The sequence below is a fragment of the Massilia orientalis genome (assembly GCF_030411975.2).
GTDB lineage: Bacteria > Pseudomonadota > Gammaproteobacteria > Burkholderiales > Burkholderiaceae_D > Telluria > Telluria orientalis.
Window position 1 is genome coordinate 134401 of sequence record NZ_JASNRB020000016.1, and the last position, 19908, is coordinate 154308.

13 protein-coding genes are annotated in these 19908 nt (G+C 64.7%); 3 read left to right on the top strand and 10 right to left on the bottom strand.

What is annotated here, in order from left to right:
- Window positions 1-50: 50 nt before the first annotated feature.
- Window positions 51-2084 (bottom strand): transketolase, encoded by a 2034-nt coding sequence (tkt, locus tag QPK29_RS23800; protein ID WP_371768581.1) that lies wholly within the window; start codon window positions 2082-2084, stop codon window positions 51-53.
- 84 nt (window positions 2085-2168) lie between these two features.
- Here tkt and QPK29_RS23805 point away from each other — a divergent pair, with 84 nt between their 5' ends.
- A complete protein-coding gene (locus tag QPK29_RS23805) occupies window positions 2169-2894 on the top strand; it encodes a 16S rRNA (uracil(1498)-N(3))-methyltransferase (protein ID WP_056123247.1) in 726 nt (241 codons plus the stop codon).
- A 7-nt stretch (window positions 2895-2901) separates the two neighbouring features.
- Here the strand turns inward: QPK29_RS23805 and QPK29_RS23810 are convergent, their stop codons facing one another.
- From QPK29_RS23810 to QPK29_RS23825, 4 genes are all read right to left on the bottom strand, one after another.
- Window positions 2902-3906 (bottom strand): NADP-dependent oxidoreductase, encoded by a 1005-nt coding sequence (locus QPK29_RS23810; RefSeq protein ID WP_371768841.1) that lies wholly within the window; start codon window positions 3904-3906, stop codon window positions 2902-2904.
- A 19-nt stretch (window positions 3907-3925) separates the two neighbouring features.
- Window positions 3926-4732, bottom strand: coding sequence for an oxidoreductase (locus QPK29_RS23815; RefSeq protein WP_371768582.1), 807 nt, complete (start codon window positions 4730-4732; stop codon window positions 3926-3928).
- Window positions 4733-4795: 63 nt separating this feature from the next.
- A complete protein-coding gene (locus tag QPK29_RS23820; RefSeq protein WP_371768583.1) occupies window positions 4796-5410 on the bottom strand; it encodes a TetR/AcrR family transcriptional regulator in 615 nt (204 codons plus the stop codon).
- 111 nt (window positions 5411-5521) lie between these two features.
- On the bottom strand, window positions 5522-8308 hold the full coding sequence (locus QPK29_RS23825; RefSeq protein ID WP_229411884.1) for a TonB-dependent receptor domain-containing protein: 2787 nt from the start codon (window positions 8306-8308) through the stop codon (window positions 5522-5524).
- Between the two features lie 787 nt (window positions 8309-9095).
- On the opposite strand from QPK29_RS23825, the gene QPK29_RS23830 reads away from it, so the two are divergent.
- The gene (locus tag QPK29_RS23830; protein WP_371768584.1) at window positions 9096-10712 is read left to right on the top strand and encodes an NAD(P)/FAD-dependent oxidoreductase; all 1617 of its coding nucleotides are present in this window, start codon (window positions 9096-9098) and stop codon (window positions 10710-10712) included.
- Window positions 10713-11011: 299 nt separating this feature from the next.
- The gene (locus QPK29_RS23835; RefSeq protein ID WP_400189843.1) at window positions 11012-13699 is read left to right on the top strand and encodes a TonB-dependent receptor; all 2688 of its coding nucleotides are present in this window, start codon (window positions 11012-11014) and stop codon (window positions 13697-13699) included.
- Between the two features lie 55 nt (window positions 13700-13754).
- Here the strand turns inward: QPK29_RS23835 and corA are convergent, their stop codons facing one another.
- The 5 genes from corA to glnA form a co-directional block, all read right to left on the bottom strand.
- Complete coding sequence (gene corA / locus QPK29_RS23840) at window positions 13755-14723, bottom strand: magnesium/cobalt transporter CorA (protein WP_056123225.1); 969 nt, start codon at window positions 14721-14723, stop codon at window positions 13755-13757.
- Window positions 14724-14861: 138 nt separating this feature from the next.
- Window positions 14862-16370, bottom strand: coding sequence for a nitrogen regulation protein NR(I) (gene ntrC / locus QPK29_RS23845; protein WP_056123221.1), 1509 nt, complete (start codon window positions 16368-16370; stop codon window positions 14862-14864).
- A 63-nt stretch (window positions 16371-16433) separates the two neighbouring features.
- A complete protein-coding gene (glnL, locus tag QPK29_RS23850; RefSeq protein ID WP_371768586.1) occupies window positions 16434-17519 on the bottom strand; it encodes a nitrogen regulation protein NR(II) in 1086 nt (361 codons plus the stop codon).
- A gap of 1 nt (window position 17520) precedes the next feature.
- Window positions 17521-18006 carry a DUF4124 domain-containing protein gene (locus QPK29_RS23855; protein ID WP_400189844.1) on the bottom strand — a complete coding sequence of 162 codons (486 nt, stop codon included), beginning with the start codon at window positions 18004-18006 and terminating at the stop codon, window positions 17521-17523.
- 192 nt (window positions 18007-18198) lie between these two features.
- On the bottom strand, window positions 18199-19614 hold the full coding sequence (gene glnA / locus QPK29_RS23860) for a type I glutamate--ammonia ligase (RefSeq protein WP_056123213.1): 1416 nt from the start codon (window positions 19612-19614) through the stop codon (window positions 18199-18201).
- Window positions 19615-19908: the final 294 nt, after the last annotated feature.

Sequence of the window (19908 nt, forward strand, 5' to 3'; positions counted from 1 at the left end):
GAAGCATAGCTTGAAACCCGCCGTACGCACAGTCCGGCGGGTGCAATCCCTCAGGCCGGGAGGACAGATTTCACTTTGGCGACGACATTCTCGACCGTGAAGCCGAAGTGCTTGAACAGCACCGGGGCCGGAGCCGATTCGCCGAAAGTATCGATGCCCACCACGGCACCTTCCAGGCCGACGTACTTGTACCAGAAGTCCGTCACACCAGCCTCGACGGCCACGCGCGGGATGCCGCGGCCCAGCACGGCAGCCTTGTAGGCCGCGTCCTGGCGCTCGAACACGTCGGTCGACGGCATCGACACCACACGCACCTGGATACCCTGGCCAGCCAGGGTTTCGGCGGCTTTCACCGCCAGTTCCACTTCCGAACCCGTCGCGATCAGGACCGCGGCCGGATTCGCCACATCGCGCAGCACGTAGCCGCCCTTGGCGATGTTCGCGACAGTCGCCGCGTCACGCTCCATGAACGGCAGGTTCTGGCGCGAGAAGATCAGGGTCGACGGACCATCCTTGCGCTTGACCGCTGCACCCCAGGCGACGGTCGATTCCGTCGTGTCGCACGGACGCCAGTTGTCCAGGTTCGGGATCAGGCGCAGCGACGAGACGTGTTCCACCGACTGGTGCGTCGGGCCGTCTTCGCCCAGGCCGATCGAGTCGTGCGTGAACACGAACAGCGAACGGATCTTCATCAGCGCGGCCATGCGCAGGGCGTTGCGGCTGTAGTCCGAGAACGTCAGGAACGTGGCGCCGAACGGGATGAAGCCGCCGTGCAGGGCGACGCCGTTCATCATGGCGGACATGCCGAATTCGCGCACGCCGTAGTTGATGTGGTTGCCCGGGGTGCCCGAACGGACGGGGATCGATTCCTTCCAGTTGGTCAGGTTCGAGCCGGTCAGGTCGGCCGAGCCGCCCAGGAATTCCGGCAGCACCGGGGCCAGCGCCTGGATCGCGTTCTGGCTCGCCTTGCGGGTCGCGATGGTTTCCTTCTTCTCGATCGTCTGCGCGATGGCGGCGGCCAGCGTTTCTTCGAACTTGCCCGGCAGGTCACCCTTCATGCGGCGCTCGAATTCGGCGGCCAGTTCCGGGTATTGCGCACGGTAGCCGGCGAACAGCTCGTTCCACGCGCCTTCGACGGCGGCGCCCTTCTGCTTCTGGTCCCAGGCTTCGTAGATCGGGGCCGGGATGTCGAACGGCACGGCGTCCCAGATCAGGTGTTCGCGCACCGCGGCAACTTCCTTCTCGCCCAGCGCGGCGCCGTGCACCTTGTCGCCGCCCTGCAGGTTCGGCGAGCCCTTGCCGATGATGGTCTTGCAGCAGATCAAGGTCGGGCGGTCCGACTGCTTGGCCTGCGCGATGGCCGCGTCCACGGCGGCGACGTCGTGGCCGTCCACGCCCGGGATCACGTTCCAGCCGTACGCTGCGAAACGCTGCGGCGTGTCGTCCGTGAACCAGCCTTCCACCTTGCCGTCGATCGAAATGCCGTTGTCGTCGTACAGCCAGATCAGCTTGTTCAGGCGCAGCGTGCCGGCCAGCGACGCGACTTCGTGCGAGATGCCTTCCATCAGGCAGCCGTCACCCAGGAACGCGTACGTGTGGTGGTCGACGATGTCGAAGCCCGGACGGTTGAATTCCTTCGCCAGCAGCCACTCGGCCAGCGCCATGCCGACGGCGTTGGCGATGCCCTGGCCCAGCGGGCCGGTGGTCGTTTCCACGCCCGGGGTGATGCCGACTTCCGGGTGGCCCGGGGTCTTCGAATGCATCTGGCGGAAGTCGCGGATGTCGTCCATCGACAGGTCGTAGCCCGACAGGTGCAGCAGTGCGTAATGCAGCATCGAGCCGTGGCCGTTCGACAGCAGGAAACGGTCGCGGTTCATCCAGCCCGGATTGGCCGGGTTGTGGCGATAGTGGCCGTCCCACAGCGCAACGGCGATCTCGGCCATGCCCATCGGCATGCCGGGGTGGCCGGAATTCGCCTTCTGGACGGCGTCCATCGCCAGCGCACGAATTGCGTTGGCCATCAGGGTGGTGGTTTGCAGAGATTTCATGGATGTGTGGGTCTGAGGATAGGGAAGCGGTGGCACGAGCTGGCCTTAACCGGGTATTTTACCAGAGCATGACAACCTCGCTTTAAAATGCCCGCTCGTTAACGGTTCCGATTGCCATCCATGCCACGTTTTTACTGTCCCCAGCCGCTCCTTCCCGGCAGCGTCGTCGACCTGCCGGAAGCGGTCGCCCACCATCTGCACGTCGTGCGCCAGCAGAGCGGCGACGAGCTCGTGCTGTTCAATGGCGAGGGCGGCCAGGTCCGTGCGCGCCTCGCCGAGATCGGCAAGCGCCGCGCCAGCGCCGAGGTGCTCGCGCTGGAAGCCGTCGACGTGGAACTCCCTTTCCGCGTCACGCTCGCCCAGGGCTTGCCGGAAGGCAGCAAAATGGACTGGATCGTCGAAAAGGCCGTCGAGCTGGGCGCGGCCGGCATCGTGCCGCTGGCGGCGCAGCGGTCCGTCGTGCGGTTGTCCGGAGACCGTGCCGACAAGCGGCTGGCGCACTGGCAGGGCGTCGTCGTCAGCGCGTCCGAGCAGTGCGGACGCAACCGGCTGGCCGACGTCGCGCCCGTGCAGGACGTCAACCGCTGGCTGGCGACGCCCGGTACCGGCACGCGCATCCTGCTCTCCCCGCGCGCGGACGCATCGCTTGCCCAGTGGGTGCGCGCGACACAAGCGCACGACGTCACCCTGCTCGTCGGGCCGGAAGGCGGTTTCACGGACCAGGAAGACGATGCGGCGCGGGCGGCCGGCGCGCTGGCGCTGTCGATGGGCCCGCGCGTGCTGCGCACGGAGACGGCCGGATTGGCCGCGCTGGCGATCCTCGCGGCGGGCTGGGGCGGGATCTGACGGGGCGTCAGTCCGCACTCATCCGGAGCACGACCTTGCCTTTCGCCCGCCCCTGCTCGAGATAGTCGAGTGCGGCCCGGGCGTCGGCGAACGGGAACACCTTGTCGATCACGGGGCGGATCCGTCCGGTTTCCACCAGGTCGCCGATTGCGGCGAGCTGGGCACCATCGGGGCGCACGAACATGAACGCATAGCTGGCGTCGCGTTGCCTGGCCAGGCGCCGGATCTTGCGGCTCAGCAGGCCGAACACGAGTTTCATCACGACATTCATGCCGCGCGCGGCGGCGAATGCCGCGTCCGGCGGGCCGACCAGCGAGACGACCCGGGCATGGGGCCGGACGATGCGCAAGGCCTTTTCCAGGCCGTCGCCCCTGACCGTGCCCAGCACGGCATCATAGCCTTGCAAGACCTGCTCGAACGCCTGGCGCTTGTAATCGACGACGTCGTCGGCCCCGAGCGCGCGCACCAGGTCGACGTTGGCCGTGCTCGTCGTGGTGCCGACCGTCGCGCCGAGCTGCTTCGCCAGCTGGATCGCAAAGGTGCCGATGCCTCCCGACCCGGCGGGAATGAACACCTTCTGCCCCGGTTCGAGCCGCAGCCGTTCCTTGAACGCCTGCCACGCCGTCAGGCCGACCATGGGCAGGGACGCCGCTTCGACGAAGCCAACGTTCGCCGGCTTGCGGGCCGCCACGCGCTCGGGGACGGCCACGAACTCCGCGAAACTACCCCTGCCCAGGCCGAAGACGCTGGCGTACACGGCGTCGCCGACCTGGAACCGGCTCACGCGGCCGCCCACTTCCACCACCGTGCCGGCGAGGTCGCTGCCCATGACGGCCGGCAGGTCGAACTTGAGGATGGGCTTGAACATGCCCTTCGGGATCATGTTGTCGATCGGGTTGATGCCGGCGGCATGGACCCGGACCAGGATCTCGTCCGGTCCGATCGTCGGGCGGGGAACGTCGGCGATGTGCAGCCCGTCGGCGCCGTAGCGCTTGAGTATCAGTGCTTGCATGGTGTCGTTCATGTCGGTCTCAGGCCAGGCGCAGGTCCTTGCGCAGGCCCGCGTCCATCATCGCGCTCGGGGCCAGGGTGCGCAGCAGGCGCAGGCGCTTTGCCAGCCTGCCGGCTGTGTAGCGCAGTTTCGGACGGGGCGCCTGCGCGGCCTCGAGCACGGTGTCGGCCACCACGTCCGGCCCTTCCGCACCTTGCATCAATTCCTTCAGGCGCCCGGTGACGGCGGCGCGGACGTCGCGGTAGGCGTCGAGCACGGCGTCGGGTTCCAGCAGGTTGGCGTCGAACGGGGTCTTCGTGTAGGCCGGCTCGACGACGATGGAGCGGATGCCCCAGTTGCGCAGTTCGTGGTCCAGCGATTCCGAATAGCCTTCGATCGCGTGCTTGGTGGCGGCGTACAGCGCGCCGTAGGGCATGGGCAGGAAGCCGAGCACGGAACCCATGTGGACGATGCGGCCGGCCCGTTGCCTGCGCATCTGCGGCAGCACGGCGCGGGTCATGCGCATTACGCCGAAGACATTGGTGTCGAAGATCGCTTGCGTCTGCTCCATGGAACTTTCTTCGGCGCCGGCCGGCGCCACGCCGAAGCCCGCATTATTCACCAGCAGGTCGATGCGCCCTTCCCGCTGCACGACGGTCGCGACCGCTTGTTGCACCGACGCGTCGCTGGTGACGTCCAGCGCGATCATCTCGAAGCCGGCGCTCCCGCCCTGTGCACCGCGGCGGCTGGTGCCGTAGACCTTGTAGCCGGCGCCGGCCAGTCGTTGCGCCACGGCGGCCCCGATGCCGGACGATGCGCCCGTGACCAGTGCGATCTTTCTTTCCATGCTAGTTCTCCTGAGTGAGCAATTCATATGACGATCATCATATCTGTGCGCAAAAAAAACGGCTCAGGTGGAGCCGCCGGCCGGTATCAGCCGCTTCATCGCCGCCTGCCGCAATGCCTTCGACATCTTCGGGTCGTCCACGGCCCGGGCGATCATGATCGTGCCGACCAGTCCGCACACGAGCATCATCGCCCGCTCGTGGGCTTCCGGCTCGCCCCAGTCCGGCATCTGCCGGGCCAGCAGGTCGATCATTTCCTTGATGCGGCTGGTCGCCGCGTGCCGCACTTCCGGCGCCTGGCGCGGCATTTCCGAACCGAGCGCGGCGATCGGACAGCCCGTCTCGATGGCGCCGAGGTGCTCATCGGACAGGTACACCTCCATGATGTGCTGCAAGGCCTCTCCCGCGGGGGCCGCCGCCGCGATGTCGGCCGCCAGGGCCACGGACTCGGCGCCGGCGCGGTCGCCGGCTTCCGCCAGCAACGCATCGCGCGACGCGAAGTGCGCGTAAAAGCCGCCGTGCGTCAGACCCGCTTCCTTCATGATGTCGGCCACGCCCGTACCGCCGTAGCCACTGCGCCGGATGGCGCGCGCCGCGACGTCGACGATGCGCTCGTGGGTGGCTTCCTTGCGTTCCTGGACGGACGACCTGTTCTGTTTTGCTCGCATGATGACCATCATATCAGCAATTCACCGATCGGTACGTACACAATCAAAAAAAACACCCCGCGGTGGACGATGTCCAGCGCGGGGTGTTCGAGGCCCGGCGACGCCAGGCTCAGGACGCCATTATCAGAACGTGTAGGCCAGGCCCAGGCTGAAGAAGCGGCCGATGGCGCCTGCCTGGTGCAGCGAGGCGTTGTACGACGTCTGGGCGCCCGAGTTGCCGTAGGTCGCCACGTCAGCCGGCGGCTGGCGGTCGAACAGGTTCAGGATCGAACCCTTCAGCGTCAGGTTCTGGCTCAGCCTGTATTGCAGGTTCAGGTTGACCGACGTGAACGATGCAACATGGCAGTAGTACTCAGGCTGCGGCAGGTTGCGGAAGTACGCGCGGCCACCCACGTTGAAGCTGGTGCCGCCAGGGCCCGAGCAGTCGGTCACGCCCAGCGACGGGTCGATGGTCGAGAAGTCGCTGGTGTAGTTCACCGTCGTGTTCACGTCCACCGGGCCACGGCTCCAGGCCAGCGAGAACTGTGCGCGGTCTTTCGGGCTGCCGGTCGCGCCGGAGATCGCCGACGGGCCTTGCGTGCCGGCCAGCTGGTAGCTCACGCCACCGGCCGCTTCCGTGATGTAGCTGAACGTGTGCGCGGCGCTCAGGTTCGCCTTCAGGGTGCCCAGGTCGCTCGGCAGGCGCCAGCGGTAGCCGATGTCCGCTTCGATACCGCTCGTCTTGGTGCCGCCCAGGTTCACGTACGGCGAGGTCGCGTAGATGATCGGGCCCAGCGCCGGGGTGCCGACGGTGGTGGTGCCGTCGCCGTTGGCGATGTCCAGCGGGGTGATCGGGCCGCGCACGAATGCCGGGACATAGCTCGGATCGTTACCGGCGGCCGACACGATCTGGTTGGTGACCTTGATGTTGTAATAGTCGAGGGTGGCGTTCAGGCCACGCACCGGCTCAAGGATCACGCCCAGGGTGTAGGACGTCGATTTCTCGGGCGACAGCGACGGCGTGGTCAGCTGGACGTACGGCGGGTTCAGGCCGCAGGCGGTCGGCACGTTGCCCTTGGTGTTGGGGTTGCCGTTCGCGCACAGGACCGGGTCGTCGATACCGTTGAAGGTGAAGAACGAACCGGCATTGCCCACCTCGGCCGGGTTCGGCGCGCGGAAGCCCTTCGCGTAGGTACCGCGCACGCCGAACATGTTCGACGGTGCCCACTTGAAGCTGGCCGCCGGCGTGAACTTGTTGAAGTTCTTGTAGTGGTCGTAACGACCCGACGCGTGCAGTTCCAGGTTCTTGATAGGCGTTGCCTGCAGTTCGGCGAAGGCTGCCGTGTTCGTCTCGTCGCCGATCACGAATGCCGTGGTCTGCGCCACCTGGCCGTTCGCGGTCAGGCTGGCCGCCGGCGAGTTCTGGGTGCGCTTGTGGTAGTGCAGGCCGGCTGCCAGGGCCAGCGGACCGGCGCCCAGTTGCATCAGCTCGCGCGAACCGACCGCGTCGAAGTAGTTCAGCTTCGACTCGAGGGTATTCGAGAAGTGCGGCGACACCGTATTCAGCAGGGCCGGCGAGTTGCCGCCGACCGGGTTCCAGGTGCCGTTGAAGATCGCGTTGTACAGGGCGGCACGGTCGATGTAGCCGCTGTAGTCGATGTCGGTCTTGACCTTGGTGATGCCGCCGGCGACGTTGATGTCCCAGCCGTAGGCGCTGCCATGCAGGTCGAGCGCGAAGCGGGTCGTGGTCGCGGTGTTGTCCTGGGTCGCGAACGGATCGGTGCCCGGGATGAAGCCATACAGGCGGGCCGGGGCGCCCAGCTGGTTGAACGTCGCGGTGGCCGGGATCAGGGTGCTCGGCACGCGGCTGTTGCCGGAGGTCACGACGCCATTGCTCAGCGAGTTGTTGCCGCCGAACGTGGTCGGCGAATAGGCCGACAGGTAGCTGCCGCGGTTGTTGATGCTGTTACGCTGGAACATCGAGCCCTTGAAGGCCAGTTCCCAGTCCGCGTTCAGCTTCTTGGTCATGCCGACCAGCAGGTTGATGTTCTCGGTCTGCGGCTGGATGTTGGTGACGGTATCGCGGATCGCGCAACCGCCGCTCATGTACAGGTTGTAGTTACACTTGGTCGGATCCAGGAACTGGAAGTTGGCCGGGTTGCTGGTGCCGCCGGTGCCCGCCGGGTTGTACAGGAACGGGCTGTTGGTGGCAGTCAGGCGCGAGTTCAGGCCGTTCGGGACGCCCAGGCGGATGTTGTTGCCGCCGCGCGAACGCCAGTCGGCATTGGCCCAGTCGAACTGGTCGCGGTCCGCTACCTTGATCGAACCCTGGCGGCGCCATTCGGCGGTGACGAAGGCGTTGTAGCCGTCGTTGTCCAGGTCGCCGATACCGGTGCTGATCGACGCGCGGTGCGTCTTGCCGCCGCCGTGCTGGGTGTTGCCGGATTCGGCGGCCAGACGGGTGCCGTTCAGGTTTTTCTTCAGCTTGATGTTGACGACGCCGGCGATGGCGTCGGAACCGTACAGCGACGAAGCGCCGCTTTTCAGGACTTCGATGCTGTCGATGGCATCGAAGGGAATCGAGGAGACGTCGACGAAGGCGCGCTGGGCGTCGTCCGACAGCGGATACGGGGCGAGGCGGTGGCCGTCGACCAGCACCAGGGTCGCGCCGACCGTCAGGCCGCGCAGCGAAATGCCCGAAGCGCCGTTCGCGAATGCGCCGGAGAAGCCGGTGCCGAGCGTACCCTGGCCGTTGGCGGCGAGGTCGTTCAGCAGTTCGGCGACGGAGGTCTTGCCGCTTTTCTGGATGTCCGCAGCCGTCAACACCTGCACGGGGGTCGGGGTTTCGGTGTCGGTACGGCTGATCAGCGAACCGGTGACGACAACGCGCGCCGGGGTCTGGGCGCTGACCGCGTCTTGCGTCTGAGCCATTGCTGGTGCTGCCAGCAGCGCACCGCTGGCAAGAACGCACGAAATCGCCAATGGCATCGACTTCAATTTAAACGTCATGAATACTTCTCCTTCTCGTATCTCTCAAAGTGGTTTCTTACGTTCACCAAATGCGGACACGGCGCTTACACGCGGGGGCGGCCAATCTGCGCCGCCCCCAACTTGCACCCCGTTGCCTGCAAAGGCTTTTGGCCTGGTGCGTTTGAACTACTGGTGACTACCACACTAATCGATGTGTTTTTTCATCATTCGCCCTGTAGGACGAACCCTCTCAATTAACGTTTCCTAGATATCAAACGTTACTGATTTGTCGATAAAACCATAGCAAAAGCGAAAGTGTCAATAAAACACAATTGCCGAAATGTGTAGAAACAACACATTTAAAACACTGAAGAATTCACGCTTTTTCCTGGTGCGCCGCAGCACCATAAAGGGTTTTGTTTTGAACAAATATTGCACTATTGAAGTGAGTCGCAAGAACTTGACATGCATATAGTCTGATTTCGATGCCGTATATTCTCGACGCACCGCAACAGGAAAATTCCGAACGTTACGCATTTCGACTGGAAACGTGGCCCCTGACACTGGATGTTCAGGTTGCCACCATGCATGGGGGAAGCCAACGTCGGTTGCTTGCCTACAACACAAACCGTGGCAATCCTTTCCTGCCGGCCCAGGTGGCCGATGCCTTATACTGGCGCCTGTACCGATCTGCCCCCGCCGGCACGGCGCCCGTCCGGCGCCGCCGCGCGCCGGCCCACCACTCATCATGCTGCGAATTAACGAACTCAAACTGCCCCTGAATCACCCCGACCACGCCCTGCGCGACGCCATCGTCGGCCGGCTTGGCATCGACAGCGGAGACCTGATCGATTTCACGGTCTTCAAGCGCAGCTACGATGCGCGCAAGAAGACCGCCATCGTCCTGATCTACGCCCTCGACGTGGAAGTCCGCGACGAGGCGGCCGTGCTGGCCCGGCTGGCGCGCGATCCGCACATCGTCCCGGCGCCCGACACCGGCTACAAGTTCGTGACGGCGGCCCTGCCCGCACCGGGCACGCCGCGGCCGGTGATCGTGGGCATGGGCCCGTGCGGACTGTTCGTGGCGCTGATCCTGGCCCAGATGGGCTTCAAGCCGCTCGTGCTGGAACGCGGCAAGATCGTGCGCGAGCGTACCGTCGACACCTTCGGCTTCTGGCGCAAGCGCAAGCTGAACACGGAATCGAACGTGCAGTTCGGCGAAGGCGGCGCCGGCACCTTCTCGGACGGCAAGCTGTACAGCCAGGTCAAGGATCCGAAGCACTATGGCCGCAAGGTCCTGAACGAGTTCGTGAAGTCGGGCGCGCCGGAAGAAATCCTGTACGTCAGCAAGCCGCACATCGGCACGTTCCGTCTGGTGAAAATGGTGGAACAGATGCGCGCGGAAATCCTCGCGCTGGGCGGGGAAATCCGCTTCCAGACGCGCGTGGAAGACGTGCTGATCGAGGGTGAAGGCAATGCGCGCCAGGTCGTGGGCGTCAAGCTGCACACGGGCGAGACCATCCCGACCCGCCACCTCGTGATGGCCGTCGGCCACAGCGCGCGCGACACATTCGAGATGCTGTACGACCGCGGCGTGTATGTCGAAGCAAAACCGTTCTCGATCGGCTTCCGCGTCGAGCACCCGCAATCGCTGATCGACGTCTGCCGCTTCGGCCCGAACGCCGGCAACGAGATCCTCGGCGCGGCCGACTACAAGATCGTCCACCACGCCTCCAACGGCCGCAGCGTGTACAGCTTCTGCATGTGCCCGGGCGGTACCGTCGTGGCCGCCTCGTCCGAGGAAGGCCGCGTCGTCACGAATGGCATGAGCCAGTATTCCCGTGCCGAGCGCAATGCCAACAGCGCGATCGTCGTCGGCATCACCCCGGCCGACTATCCGGGCCATCCGCTGGCCGGCATCGCCTTCCAGCGCGAACTGGAATCGCGCGCCTTCGTGCTGGGCGGCAGCAATTACGATGCCCCGGGCCAGTTGATGGGCGACTTCGTGCGCGGCGTGCCGTCGAAAGAATTCGGCAGTGTGACGCCATCGTTCAAGCCGGCCGTGCACCTGACCGACCTCGCCCCGGCCCTGCCCGACTATGCCACCGTCGCGCTGCGCGAAGCCTTCGTCGCATTCGACAAGCAGATCAAGGGTTACTACAAGGACGACGCCGTGCTGACCGGCGTCGAGACCCGCACGTCGTCGCCGATCCGCATCAAGCGCCACGACGACAACCTGCAGAGCCTGAACACGGCAGGCCTGTACCCGGCCGGCGAAGGCGCCGGCTACGCGGGCGGCATCATGTCGGCTGCGATCGATGGCATCCGCGTCGCGGAAGCCGTCGCACTGGCCATGGTCGGCTGATTTCCCACTGCCTCATCCCCGGCGCCGGTCGCACGGCCGGCGCCCGCCCGCATGGCCGAAACAACACATTTCCTCCAACTTAGACGTATTTACATGAACATGTCGTAAATACACATTCAATTTCACAAAGAAATATTGTTTCAGGTTTTTACAAGTGCTAATGTAAATCTGTCTGTTTTTGACGTAATTACACAACAAATTTGCGCGAATTTTAGTTTCTGTGGTGTATGTTTACTGTTCTTGAAATATTGGCGATCCACTATTTCAAACTTGTAACCTACAAAAACAGGAACCAAGAGATGCTCACAGAAAAAACCATGGCGCGGACCCTGCGCCTCGTATTCTCCGGCACGACGCTGGCAGCCGGCTTCGGTTTTGCCGGCACCGCCCTGGCACAAACCCAGGAAGTGCAACAGGCGCCGATCGCGCGTGTGGAAATCACCGGCTCGGCGATCAAGCGTATCGATGCGGAAACGGCCGTGCCCGTTACCGTGCTTCGTGTCGAAGACCTGAAGAAGGAAGGTCTCACCACCATCGAACAGGTGATGTCGAACCTGAGCGTCTCGCAAGCCCAGCAAGGCACCAGCCAGTCGGTCGGTTCCAGCACGGGTGGCGCATCGTTCGCCAACCTGCGCGGCATCGGCCAGAACAAGACCCTGGTGCTGCTGAACGGCCGCCGCCTGGCGAACAACGCCTACGACAGCTCGGCACCGGACCTGAACATGATCCCGTTCGCCGCGCTCGAGCGCGTCGAAGTGCTGCGCGACGGCGCATCGTCGCTGTACGGCTCCGACGCCGTGGGCGGCGTGATCAACTTCATCACGAAGAAAAATTACCAGGGCGGCAGCGCCACCTTCGGCGAAGACGTCCCGTCGCATGGCGGCGGCCGTTCGATCAACGCGAACGTCGCGCTGGGCTGGGGTGACCTGGATACGCAGGGCTGGAACATCTCGGCCGTGATCGACCACCAGGAACAGTACCCGCTCACCGGTACCGACCGCTCGTACAACACCCGCTACCCGGGCGGCCTGTCGACGTCGACCTTCCCGGCCAACTACTACCAGGGCGGCGACAGCGTCAACCCGGCCGGCCCGGGCTGCACGACCGGCGTGCACACGATCCCGGACGGCGGTTCCGGCTGCATCATGACGACCTCGTCGTTCGTCGACTACATCCCGCGCAACATCCGCGACTCCGGCCTGATCCGCGGCACCCTGAAGCTGGGCCAGCACGAACTGGGCGTCGAGTACCTGACGAGCCAGAGCGTCGTGGGCACCACGATCGCCCAGGTCCCGTATGGCGGCCTGTACATGAACCGCCTGCGTCCGGATGGCACGGCCAACCCGTACTACCCGGCCGGCCTGGACCCGACCTACACCGAACCGTTCATGCCGGCCGGCGTGAAGCCGGGCTTCGCGCACGTGAAATGGCGCGACATCCCGAACGGCGTGCGCCAGGACAAGAACACGAACCGCCAGCAACGCCTGGTCGTCTCGCTCAACGGCAACGTGGCCGGCTGGGACTATGACGGCGCCGTCACGTGGAACGAGAACCGCGTGCAGGAGCAGCTGTTCGGCTACAGCGACGGCGGCCTCATCACCCAGGGCGTCCGCGACGGCATCATCAACCCGTTCGGCGAACAGTCCGCCGCCGGCACCGCGCTGCTGAACTCGGCCGGACTGTCGGGCACCATCCAGACCGCGCGCGGCCAGACCACGGGCCTCGACTTCCACGCCAGCCGCGAGCTGGGCGACTGGCTGAACGCCGGCCGCGGCGCCGCCGTGGCGCTGGGCGCGCAAACGACGTACGACAAGTTCACGAGCGCCGCGAATACCGAGTTCGCCGAGAAGGTCGTCGCCTCGACCGGTATCGACCCGAACACGCTCAACTCGGGCTCGCGTCACACGTACGCCGTCTACGGCGAACTGAACGTGCCGATCCTCAAGACCCTGGACGTGACGGGCTCGGTCCGCTACGACAAGTACAGCGACTTCGGCAACACGACGAATCCGAAAGTGTCGTTCCGCTGGCAGCCGACGCAGGCCGTGCTGGTGCGCGGTTCGTACTCGACCGGCTTCCGCGCCCCGTCGCTGTACGACATCCACTCGGCCCAGACCTTCACCAACAGCGCCGGCACGTATGACGACCCGGTCAACTGCCCGGGCGGCACCCCGCTGCCGGGCCACTCGCGCGCCGCGAACTGCGGCCAGCAGTTCCAGGTGCTGGGTGGCGGCAACCCTGCGCTGCAGCCCGAGAAGTCGAAGAACGCCACGCTGGGCATCATGATCGAGCCGCTGAAAGGCCTGAGCGTCGGCGTCGACTTCTGGGCCCTGAAGCTGGACCACCAGATCGGCGTGCTGAGCCTGGACGACATCTTCGCCGACAACGTCAAGTACGGCTCCCGGTACCACCGCAACCCGGCCGGCGAACTGTCGGTGGACGGTTCGCAGTGCCCGAACCCGGCGACCTGCGGCTACATCGAGCGCCTGAACGAGAACCTGGGCGGCATCATCACCAACGGTCTCGACCTGTCGGCCAACTACCGCATGCGCAGCCACGGCTACGGCACGTTCTCGTTCGCGTCGAACACGACCTACGTCCACAGGTACGAGTACCAGAACACGGAAGGCGGCGAGTGGCACCAGAACGTCGGCGTGTACTCGGGCACGGGTCCGGTGTTCCGCTGGCAGTCGACCAACAACGTGGTGTGGAACCGCGACGCCTGGTCGGCCGGCCTGACCGCCCGCTACAAGAGCGGCTACATCGACCAGGATCCGACCAACCATGTCGCTTCCTACACGACGTTCGACCTGTTCGGCGCATGGCAGCAGAAGAAGGGCCTGGGCCTGACCGTCGGCGTGCGCAACCTGCTGGACAAGGATCCGCCGCTGTCGTACCAGGACTACACGTTCCAGGCCGGCTACGATCCGCGTTACACGGATCCGCTGGGCCGCACCTTCTACGCGCGCGTGAACTACACGTTCTAAGCACGTAGTCGAACAGCAAATCGAAAGCCCGGTGCAGCGCGCACCGGGCTTTTTTTTATAGCCAGCCGGCCTTCTTGAAGAGCCGATAAAGATAGGCGCACACGCCGACCATGACGGCGAGCGCCATCGGATAGCCCCACTTCCATTCCAGCTCGGGCATGTACTTGAAATTCATGCCCCACACGCCCGCGAACGCCGTGAACACGGCGAAGATCGCGGCCCACGCGGCCAGGCGTTTGTTCACTTCGCTCTCGTCGATCGAGACCATCGACAGGTTCACCTGGATCGCGGTGCTGATCGTGTCGCGGATCGCGTCGAGGCGCCCGGCGATGCGGATCAGGTGATCGTGCACGTCGCGGAAATAATCCTCGGTGCCCTGCACGAGCGGCGGGACGCGGCCGCCGTGCAGCCGGCCGATCGCTTCCAGGAGCGGGAACACGGCGTGGCGCAACACGAGCCCCTTGCGCTTCAATTGGTACAGGCGCTCGACGTTCTCGCGCTGGGCGCCGTGCGTGAAGATGCGGTCCTCGACGGTTTCGAGTTCGGATTCGAGCATGTCCACGACGGGAAAGTAGCGGTCGACGACGGCGTCCATCAGCGCGTACATGACGAAGGCCGAGCCCATCTTCAGCAGATGCGGTTCGCGCTCGGCGCGCGCACGCACGCCCAAGAAGCCCTTGGCGGAATCGCGGCGGACGGACAGGACGTAGTTCGCGCCGGCGAAGATCGCCAGCTCGCCGGTGGCAACGTGGTCGCCATCGACGAGGTCGAGCATGTGCACGACGGTGAACAGGCAGTCGCCGTATTCCTCGATCTTGGGGCGCTGGTGGCCGCGCGCGGCATCTTCCACGGCCAGTTCGTGCAGGCTGAACTCTTCCTTCATCTGCGCCATTTCGGCGTCGGTGGCGTCGCGCAGCGCAACCCAGACGAAGCAGCCGGGTTTGCAGAGGTAGTCGCTGATGTCCTCGACGGGGATGTCGGACAGCTTCTTGCCTTCCTGGTAGGCGACACAGTTGATCAGCATGTCATCGAAACGTTGTTGCTAGGATGACAGAGCTTACACCATACCGCCCTTCGAATAACGTCCCCCAGACCTTCGAACAAGGTTCCCCGGACCTTCGAACAAGGTCCCCCGGGACCTTCGAATAAGGTCCCCCGGACCTTATTCGTCCTTGGCCCCGTCGATACCCAGTTCCGCAATCTTGCGCGTGATGGTATTGCGCCCGATCCCGAGCCGGATCGCCGCGTCGTTCTTGCGGCCGTGCGTGTGCTTCAGCGCCGTGCGGATCAGTGCGGATTCGAACTGGCGGCCCAGCACGTCCATCACCTCGACCTGTCCATCCGACAGCATGCGCGCGGCCTGCAGTTCCAGCAGGCCGATCCAGCCGTCGGCGCCGTTCGGCAGCGCGCCCGGTTCGGCGTGGTGCGCGCTGCCGGAAGACGGCGACGCCAGCGAGACCGTGCCCACGCCCGAACTGATGCCGACGGCGAACCCGTTGCCGCCGGCCGGCACGGGTTGCGCCTGGGTCAGGTCGCGCGGCAGGTCCTTGACTTCGACGGTCTGGCCCGGCGCCATCACCGTGATCCAGTTGCACAGGTTTTCCAGCTGGCGCACGTTGCCGGGGAGCTCCAGGCCGGTGAGGAAGCGCAGCGCGTCGTCGCTCATGCGCTTGGTCTCGACGCCCAATTGGCGTGCACTCTGCACCAGGAAGTGGCGCACCAGAATGGGGATGTCTTCGCGCCGCTCGCGCAGGCTGGGCAGGCGCAGGCGGATCACGTTCAGGCGGTGATACAAGTCTTCGCGGAACAGGCCGTCGCGCACGCGCTGTTCCAGGTTCTGGTGCGTGGCCGCGATCACGCGTACGTTGGCCTTCACGGGCTGGTGGCCGCCCACGCGATAAAAATGGCCGTCGGACAGCACGCGCAGCAAACGCGTCTGCAGGTCGAACGGCATGTCGCCGATCTCGTCGAGGAACAGCGTGCCGTTCTCGGCCTGTTCGAAGCGGCCGCGCCGCATCGCCTGCGCGCCGGTGAACGCGCCGCGCTCGTGGCCGAACAGTTCCGATTCCAGCAGGTCCTTCGGGATCGCGGCCGTGTTGAGCGCGATGAACGGCTGCTGCGCGCGCGGGCTGTGCTTGTGCAGGGCGCGCGCGACGAGTTCCTTGCCGGTGCCCGACTCGCCGGTGATGAGCACCGTCACGTTCGACTGCGACAGGCGGCCGATGGCGCGGAAGACTTCCTGCATCGCGGGCGCCTGGCCCAGGATCTCGGGGGTTTCGGACGGCGCGATGTCGACGCTGGCCTCGCGCAGGCTCTCCTCGAGCGCGCGGCGGATCAGGGCGACGGCCTTGTCGATGTCGAACGGCTTGGCCAGGTATTCGAAGGCGCCGCCCTGGAACGAGGCGACGGCGGAGTCGAGGTCGGAAAAGGCGGTGATGACGATGACCGGCAGGCCGGGATGGCGCTCCTTGACGGCCGCCAGCAGGTCCAGGCCCGATTCGCCCGGCATGCGGATGTCGGACACCAGCACCTGCGGCGTGTCCGTTTCGAATGCCGCCAGCGCTTCGCGGCCGCTGGCAAAACTCCGGGTGGCGAGGTTCTCGCGCGCCAGGGCCTTTTCCAGCACCCAGCGGATCGATGCATCGTCGTCGACAATCCAGATTGGTTTCATGTAGTTCTACTTCCCGCGAAGGTTCAAGGGGGATTGCCGGACATGCCCCTCGTCTTCACCCGCTTATGGCAGGGGAATCAGGATGCGGAAATCCGTCAATCCAGGCCGGCTCTCGCACTCGATCATGCCCAGGTGCTGTTGCACGAAGGTCTGTGCCAAGGTCAGCCCGAGACCGCTGCCGCCTTCGCGCCCGGAGACGAGCGGGTAGAAGATGCGGTCGCGGATATCGGGGGCGATGCCCGGTCCGTTGTCGATGATATGCAAGTCTAATGCCAGGCCGTAACGGACCTTCGCCAGGGTCACCTGGCGCGCAACGCGGGTGCGCAGGACGATCTCGGCGTCGCCCGCCGCGATGCGCGCGCGCAGGGCCTGGGCGGCGTTGTGGACGATGTTCAGGACGGCCTGGATCAGTTGTTCCTTGTCGCCGCGAAACTCGGGAATCGACGCGTCGTAGTCGCGCCGGATCGCGAGGCCCGACGGGAATTCGGCCAGCACGAGGCTGCGCACGCGCTCGCACACTTCGTGGATGTTGACGTCGCCCACGATGTGCGGGCGGCGGTGCGGCGCCAGCAGGCGGTCGACGAGCGTCTGCAGCCGGTCGGCCTCCTTGATGATCACCTGCGTATATTCGCGCAGCGAACTCAGGTGCACGGCCGGCAGTTCCAGCTCCAGCAGCTGGGCCGCGCCGCGGATGCCGCCCAGCGGGTTCTTGATCTCGTGGGCGAGATTGCGGATGAGCTCCTTGTTGGCCAGGCTCTGGTCGAGCAGGCGCTCCTCGCGGTCGGTCTTCAGTTGCTGGACGTTCTCGCGCAGCTCGACGACGACCTCGGCCTCGCCCGCCGCGCTGACGATGCTGTGCACGTGCAGCGGGTCGCGCGCGGGGCGGAACAGCGTCAGGTCCTGGCGCAGGTCGGCATATTTGTGGGCGATCGCCTGTTCGCACAGGACGCCCAGTTCGTCGCCGTTCGTGAACAGCCCGACCAGCTTCTGGCGCGACAGCGATTTGGCGGACATGTCGAGCAGGTGCTCGGCGGCCGGGTTGGCGTAGCGAACGAGCCCACCGGCATCTGCCACCAGCACGGCGGAGGCGAGCATGTCGAGGCCTGCGAAACGGTCGTGCTGGAGAAGTTGGGCCGATGTCCCGTTCATGTCATTTGATGTTGGCGATCTCGCGCTTGAGCGCTTCCACGTTCTTTTCGCTGCGGCCGATGTTGTCGCGCATCTGGGCCACGCGTTCCTGGTACTTCGCGTAATTCTTTTCGTTGCCCTGGCGTTCCGGCTCGCCGTTGTTATAGTCGCGCTTCAGGTCCGCCAGCTTGCGCTCCTCGGCACGCAATTCGTCCTCGAGGATCGTGCGGCGGTCGTCGTCGCGCGCCTTCTGCGTGGCCGTGTCCACCCGCGGGAAGCCGGCGGGATTCGGACTCGCAGCCGCGGGGCGCCCTGCCCCCTGGCGCATCGTCACCGCGGGCGCGGCGCGCGGCGCCGGTGCGGGCGTGGACGCGACATAGCCCGGCAGGTCGAGCACCTTGCAGCCCGGTTTATTGATGTCGGTGAATTCCACCCGGCCGTTCTGGTCGACGCATTTGTAGATGACGGAATCGGCCCGCGCCTCGTGCGCGGCAAGTCCTGCGAGCAACAACAGACGCAGGAGAAAGCAGCTTGTCATTCGCATCAGGTCGGTCTGGATGCATGGTTGGGAAGCTTCCGACTATACCCCATCCAGTAAAAAACGCGAGGCAGCCGGCTGGCTTTCCCCGCGTTTTCGTTACCGTGTGGATACACTCCGGTGTCAATCGTTTCCAATGCGACACCGGGTGATGCCAACGAATTACGACGAGTAGTACATGTCGAATTCGGCCGGGTGCGGGGTCATGCGCAGACGCTGGACTTCGTTCATCTTCAGGTCGATGTACGCGTCGAGCATGGAATCGCTGAACACGCCGCCGCGGGTCAGGAACTCGCGGTCCTTGTTCAGGGCGTCCAGTGCTTCTTCCAGCGACGAGCAGACCGTCGGGATCAGCTTGTCTTCTTCCGGCGGCAGGTGGTACAGGTCCTTCGTCGCGGCTTCGCCCGGGTGGATCTTGTTCTGGATACCGTCCAGGCCGGCCATCAGCAGGGCTGCGAAGCACAGGTAGACGTTGGCCAGCGGGTCCGGGAAGCGGGTCTCGATGCGGCGGCCTTTCGGGTTCGCCACGTGCGGGATGCGGATCGATGCCGAACGGTTCTTGGCCGAGTAAGCCAGCTTGACCGGCGCTTCATAGCCCGGCACCAGGCGCTTGTACGAGTTCGTGCCCGGGTTGGTGATGGCGTTCAGGGCCTTGGCGTGCTTGATGATGCCGCCGATGTAGAACAGGGCCGTTTCCGACAGGCCGGCATAGCCGTCGCCCGCGAACAGGTTCTTGCCGTCTTTCCAGATCGACTGGTGGACGTGCATGCCCGAGCCGTTGTCGCCGTTCATCGGCTTCGGCATGAAGGTGGCGGTCTTGCCGTAGCTGTGGGCCACGTTCCAGATCACGTACTTCAGGTTCTGGGTCCAGTCGGCGCGCTCGACCAGGGTCGAGAACTTGGTGCCCAGTTCCATCTGGCCCGCGCCCGCCACTTCATGGTGGTGCACTTCGACCGGGATGCCCATCGATTCGAGGATCAGCGAGATTTCCGAACGCATGTCCTGGAAGCTGTCGACCGGCGGGACCGGGAAGTAGCCGCCCTTGACGGTCGGACGGTGGCCGCTGTTGCCGCCTTCGAATTCCTTGTCGGTCGACCAGGAAGCTTCTTCCGAATCGATCTTGACGAAGCAGCCCGACATGTCGATCTTCCAGCGGACGGAGTCGAAAATGAAGAATTCCGGTTCCGGACCGAAGTAGGCGGTGTCGCCGATGCCCGACGATTTCAGGTACGCTTCGGCGCGCTTGGCGATGGAACGCGGGTCACGGTCGTAGCCCTTGCCGTCCGACGGTTCGATCACGTCGCACTGCATGAACACGGTGGTCTCTTCAAAGAACGGGTCGATGTTCGCAGTGTTCGGGTCAGGGATCAGCAGCATGTCCGATGCTTCGATGCCTTTCCAGCCGGCGATCGACGAGCCGTCGAATGCGTGGCCGGATTCGAACTTGTCTTCGTCAAAGTGCGAGATGGGAACGGTCACGTGCTGTTCCTTGCCGCGGGTATCGGCGAAACGCAAATCAACGAACTTGACTTCGTTGTCCTTCAGCATCTGCATTACATCTGCGGCGGTCCTTGCCATTCCAGTATCTCCTAAGTCAAAAAGGGGTGTCGATGCCAACCGGGCATGCGACAGGCGCATAACCTTCTAAGCAGAAATTATGCCAGCATTTTTCCATGAACAAATAAATAATGATTACTTTGAGGCCGCTCAATTTGCCCCTTAAAATCAATGACACCTTAAGCGTGCACGATCTTGGCGCAAACTCGTCCATACGCACCAAACAAGTGCAATTTTTCGAGTATGCACCAAACTGATGCGCGCTGCACCAAAAGTGCGAGCCCTAGCTTAGCAACGACCCGCGACGGTGCGCAA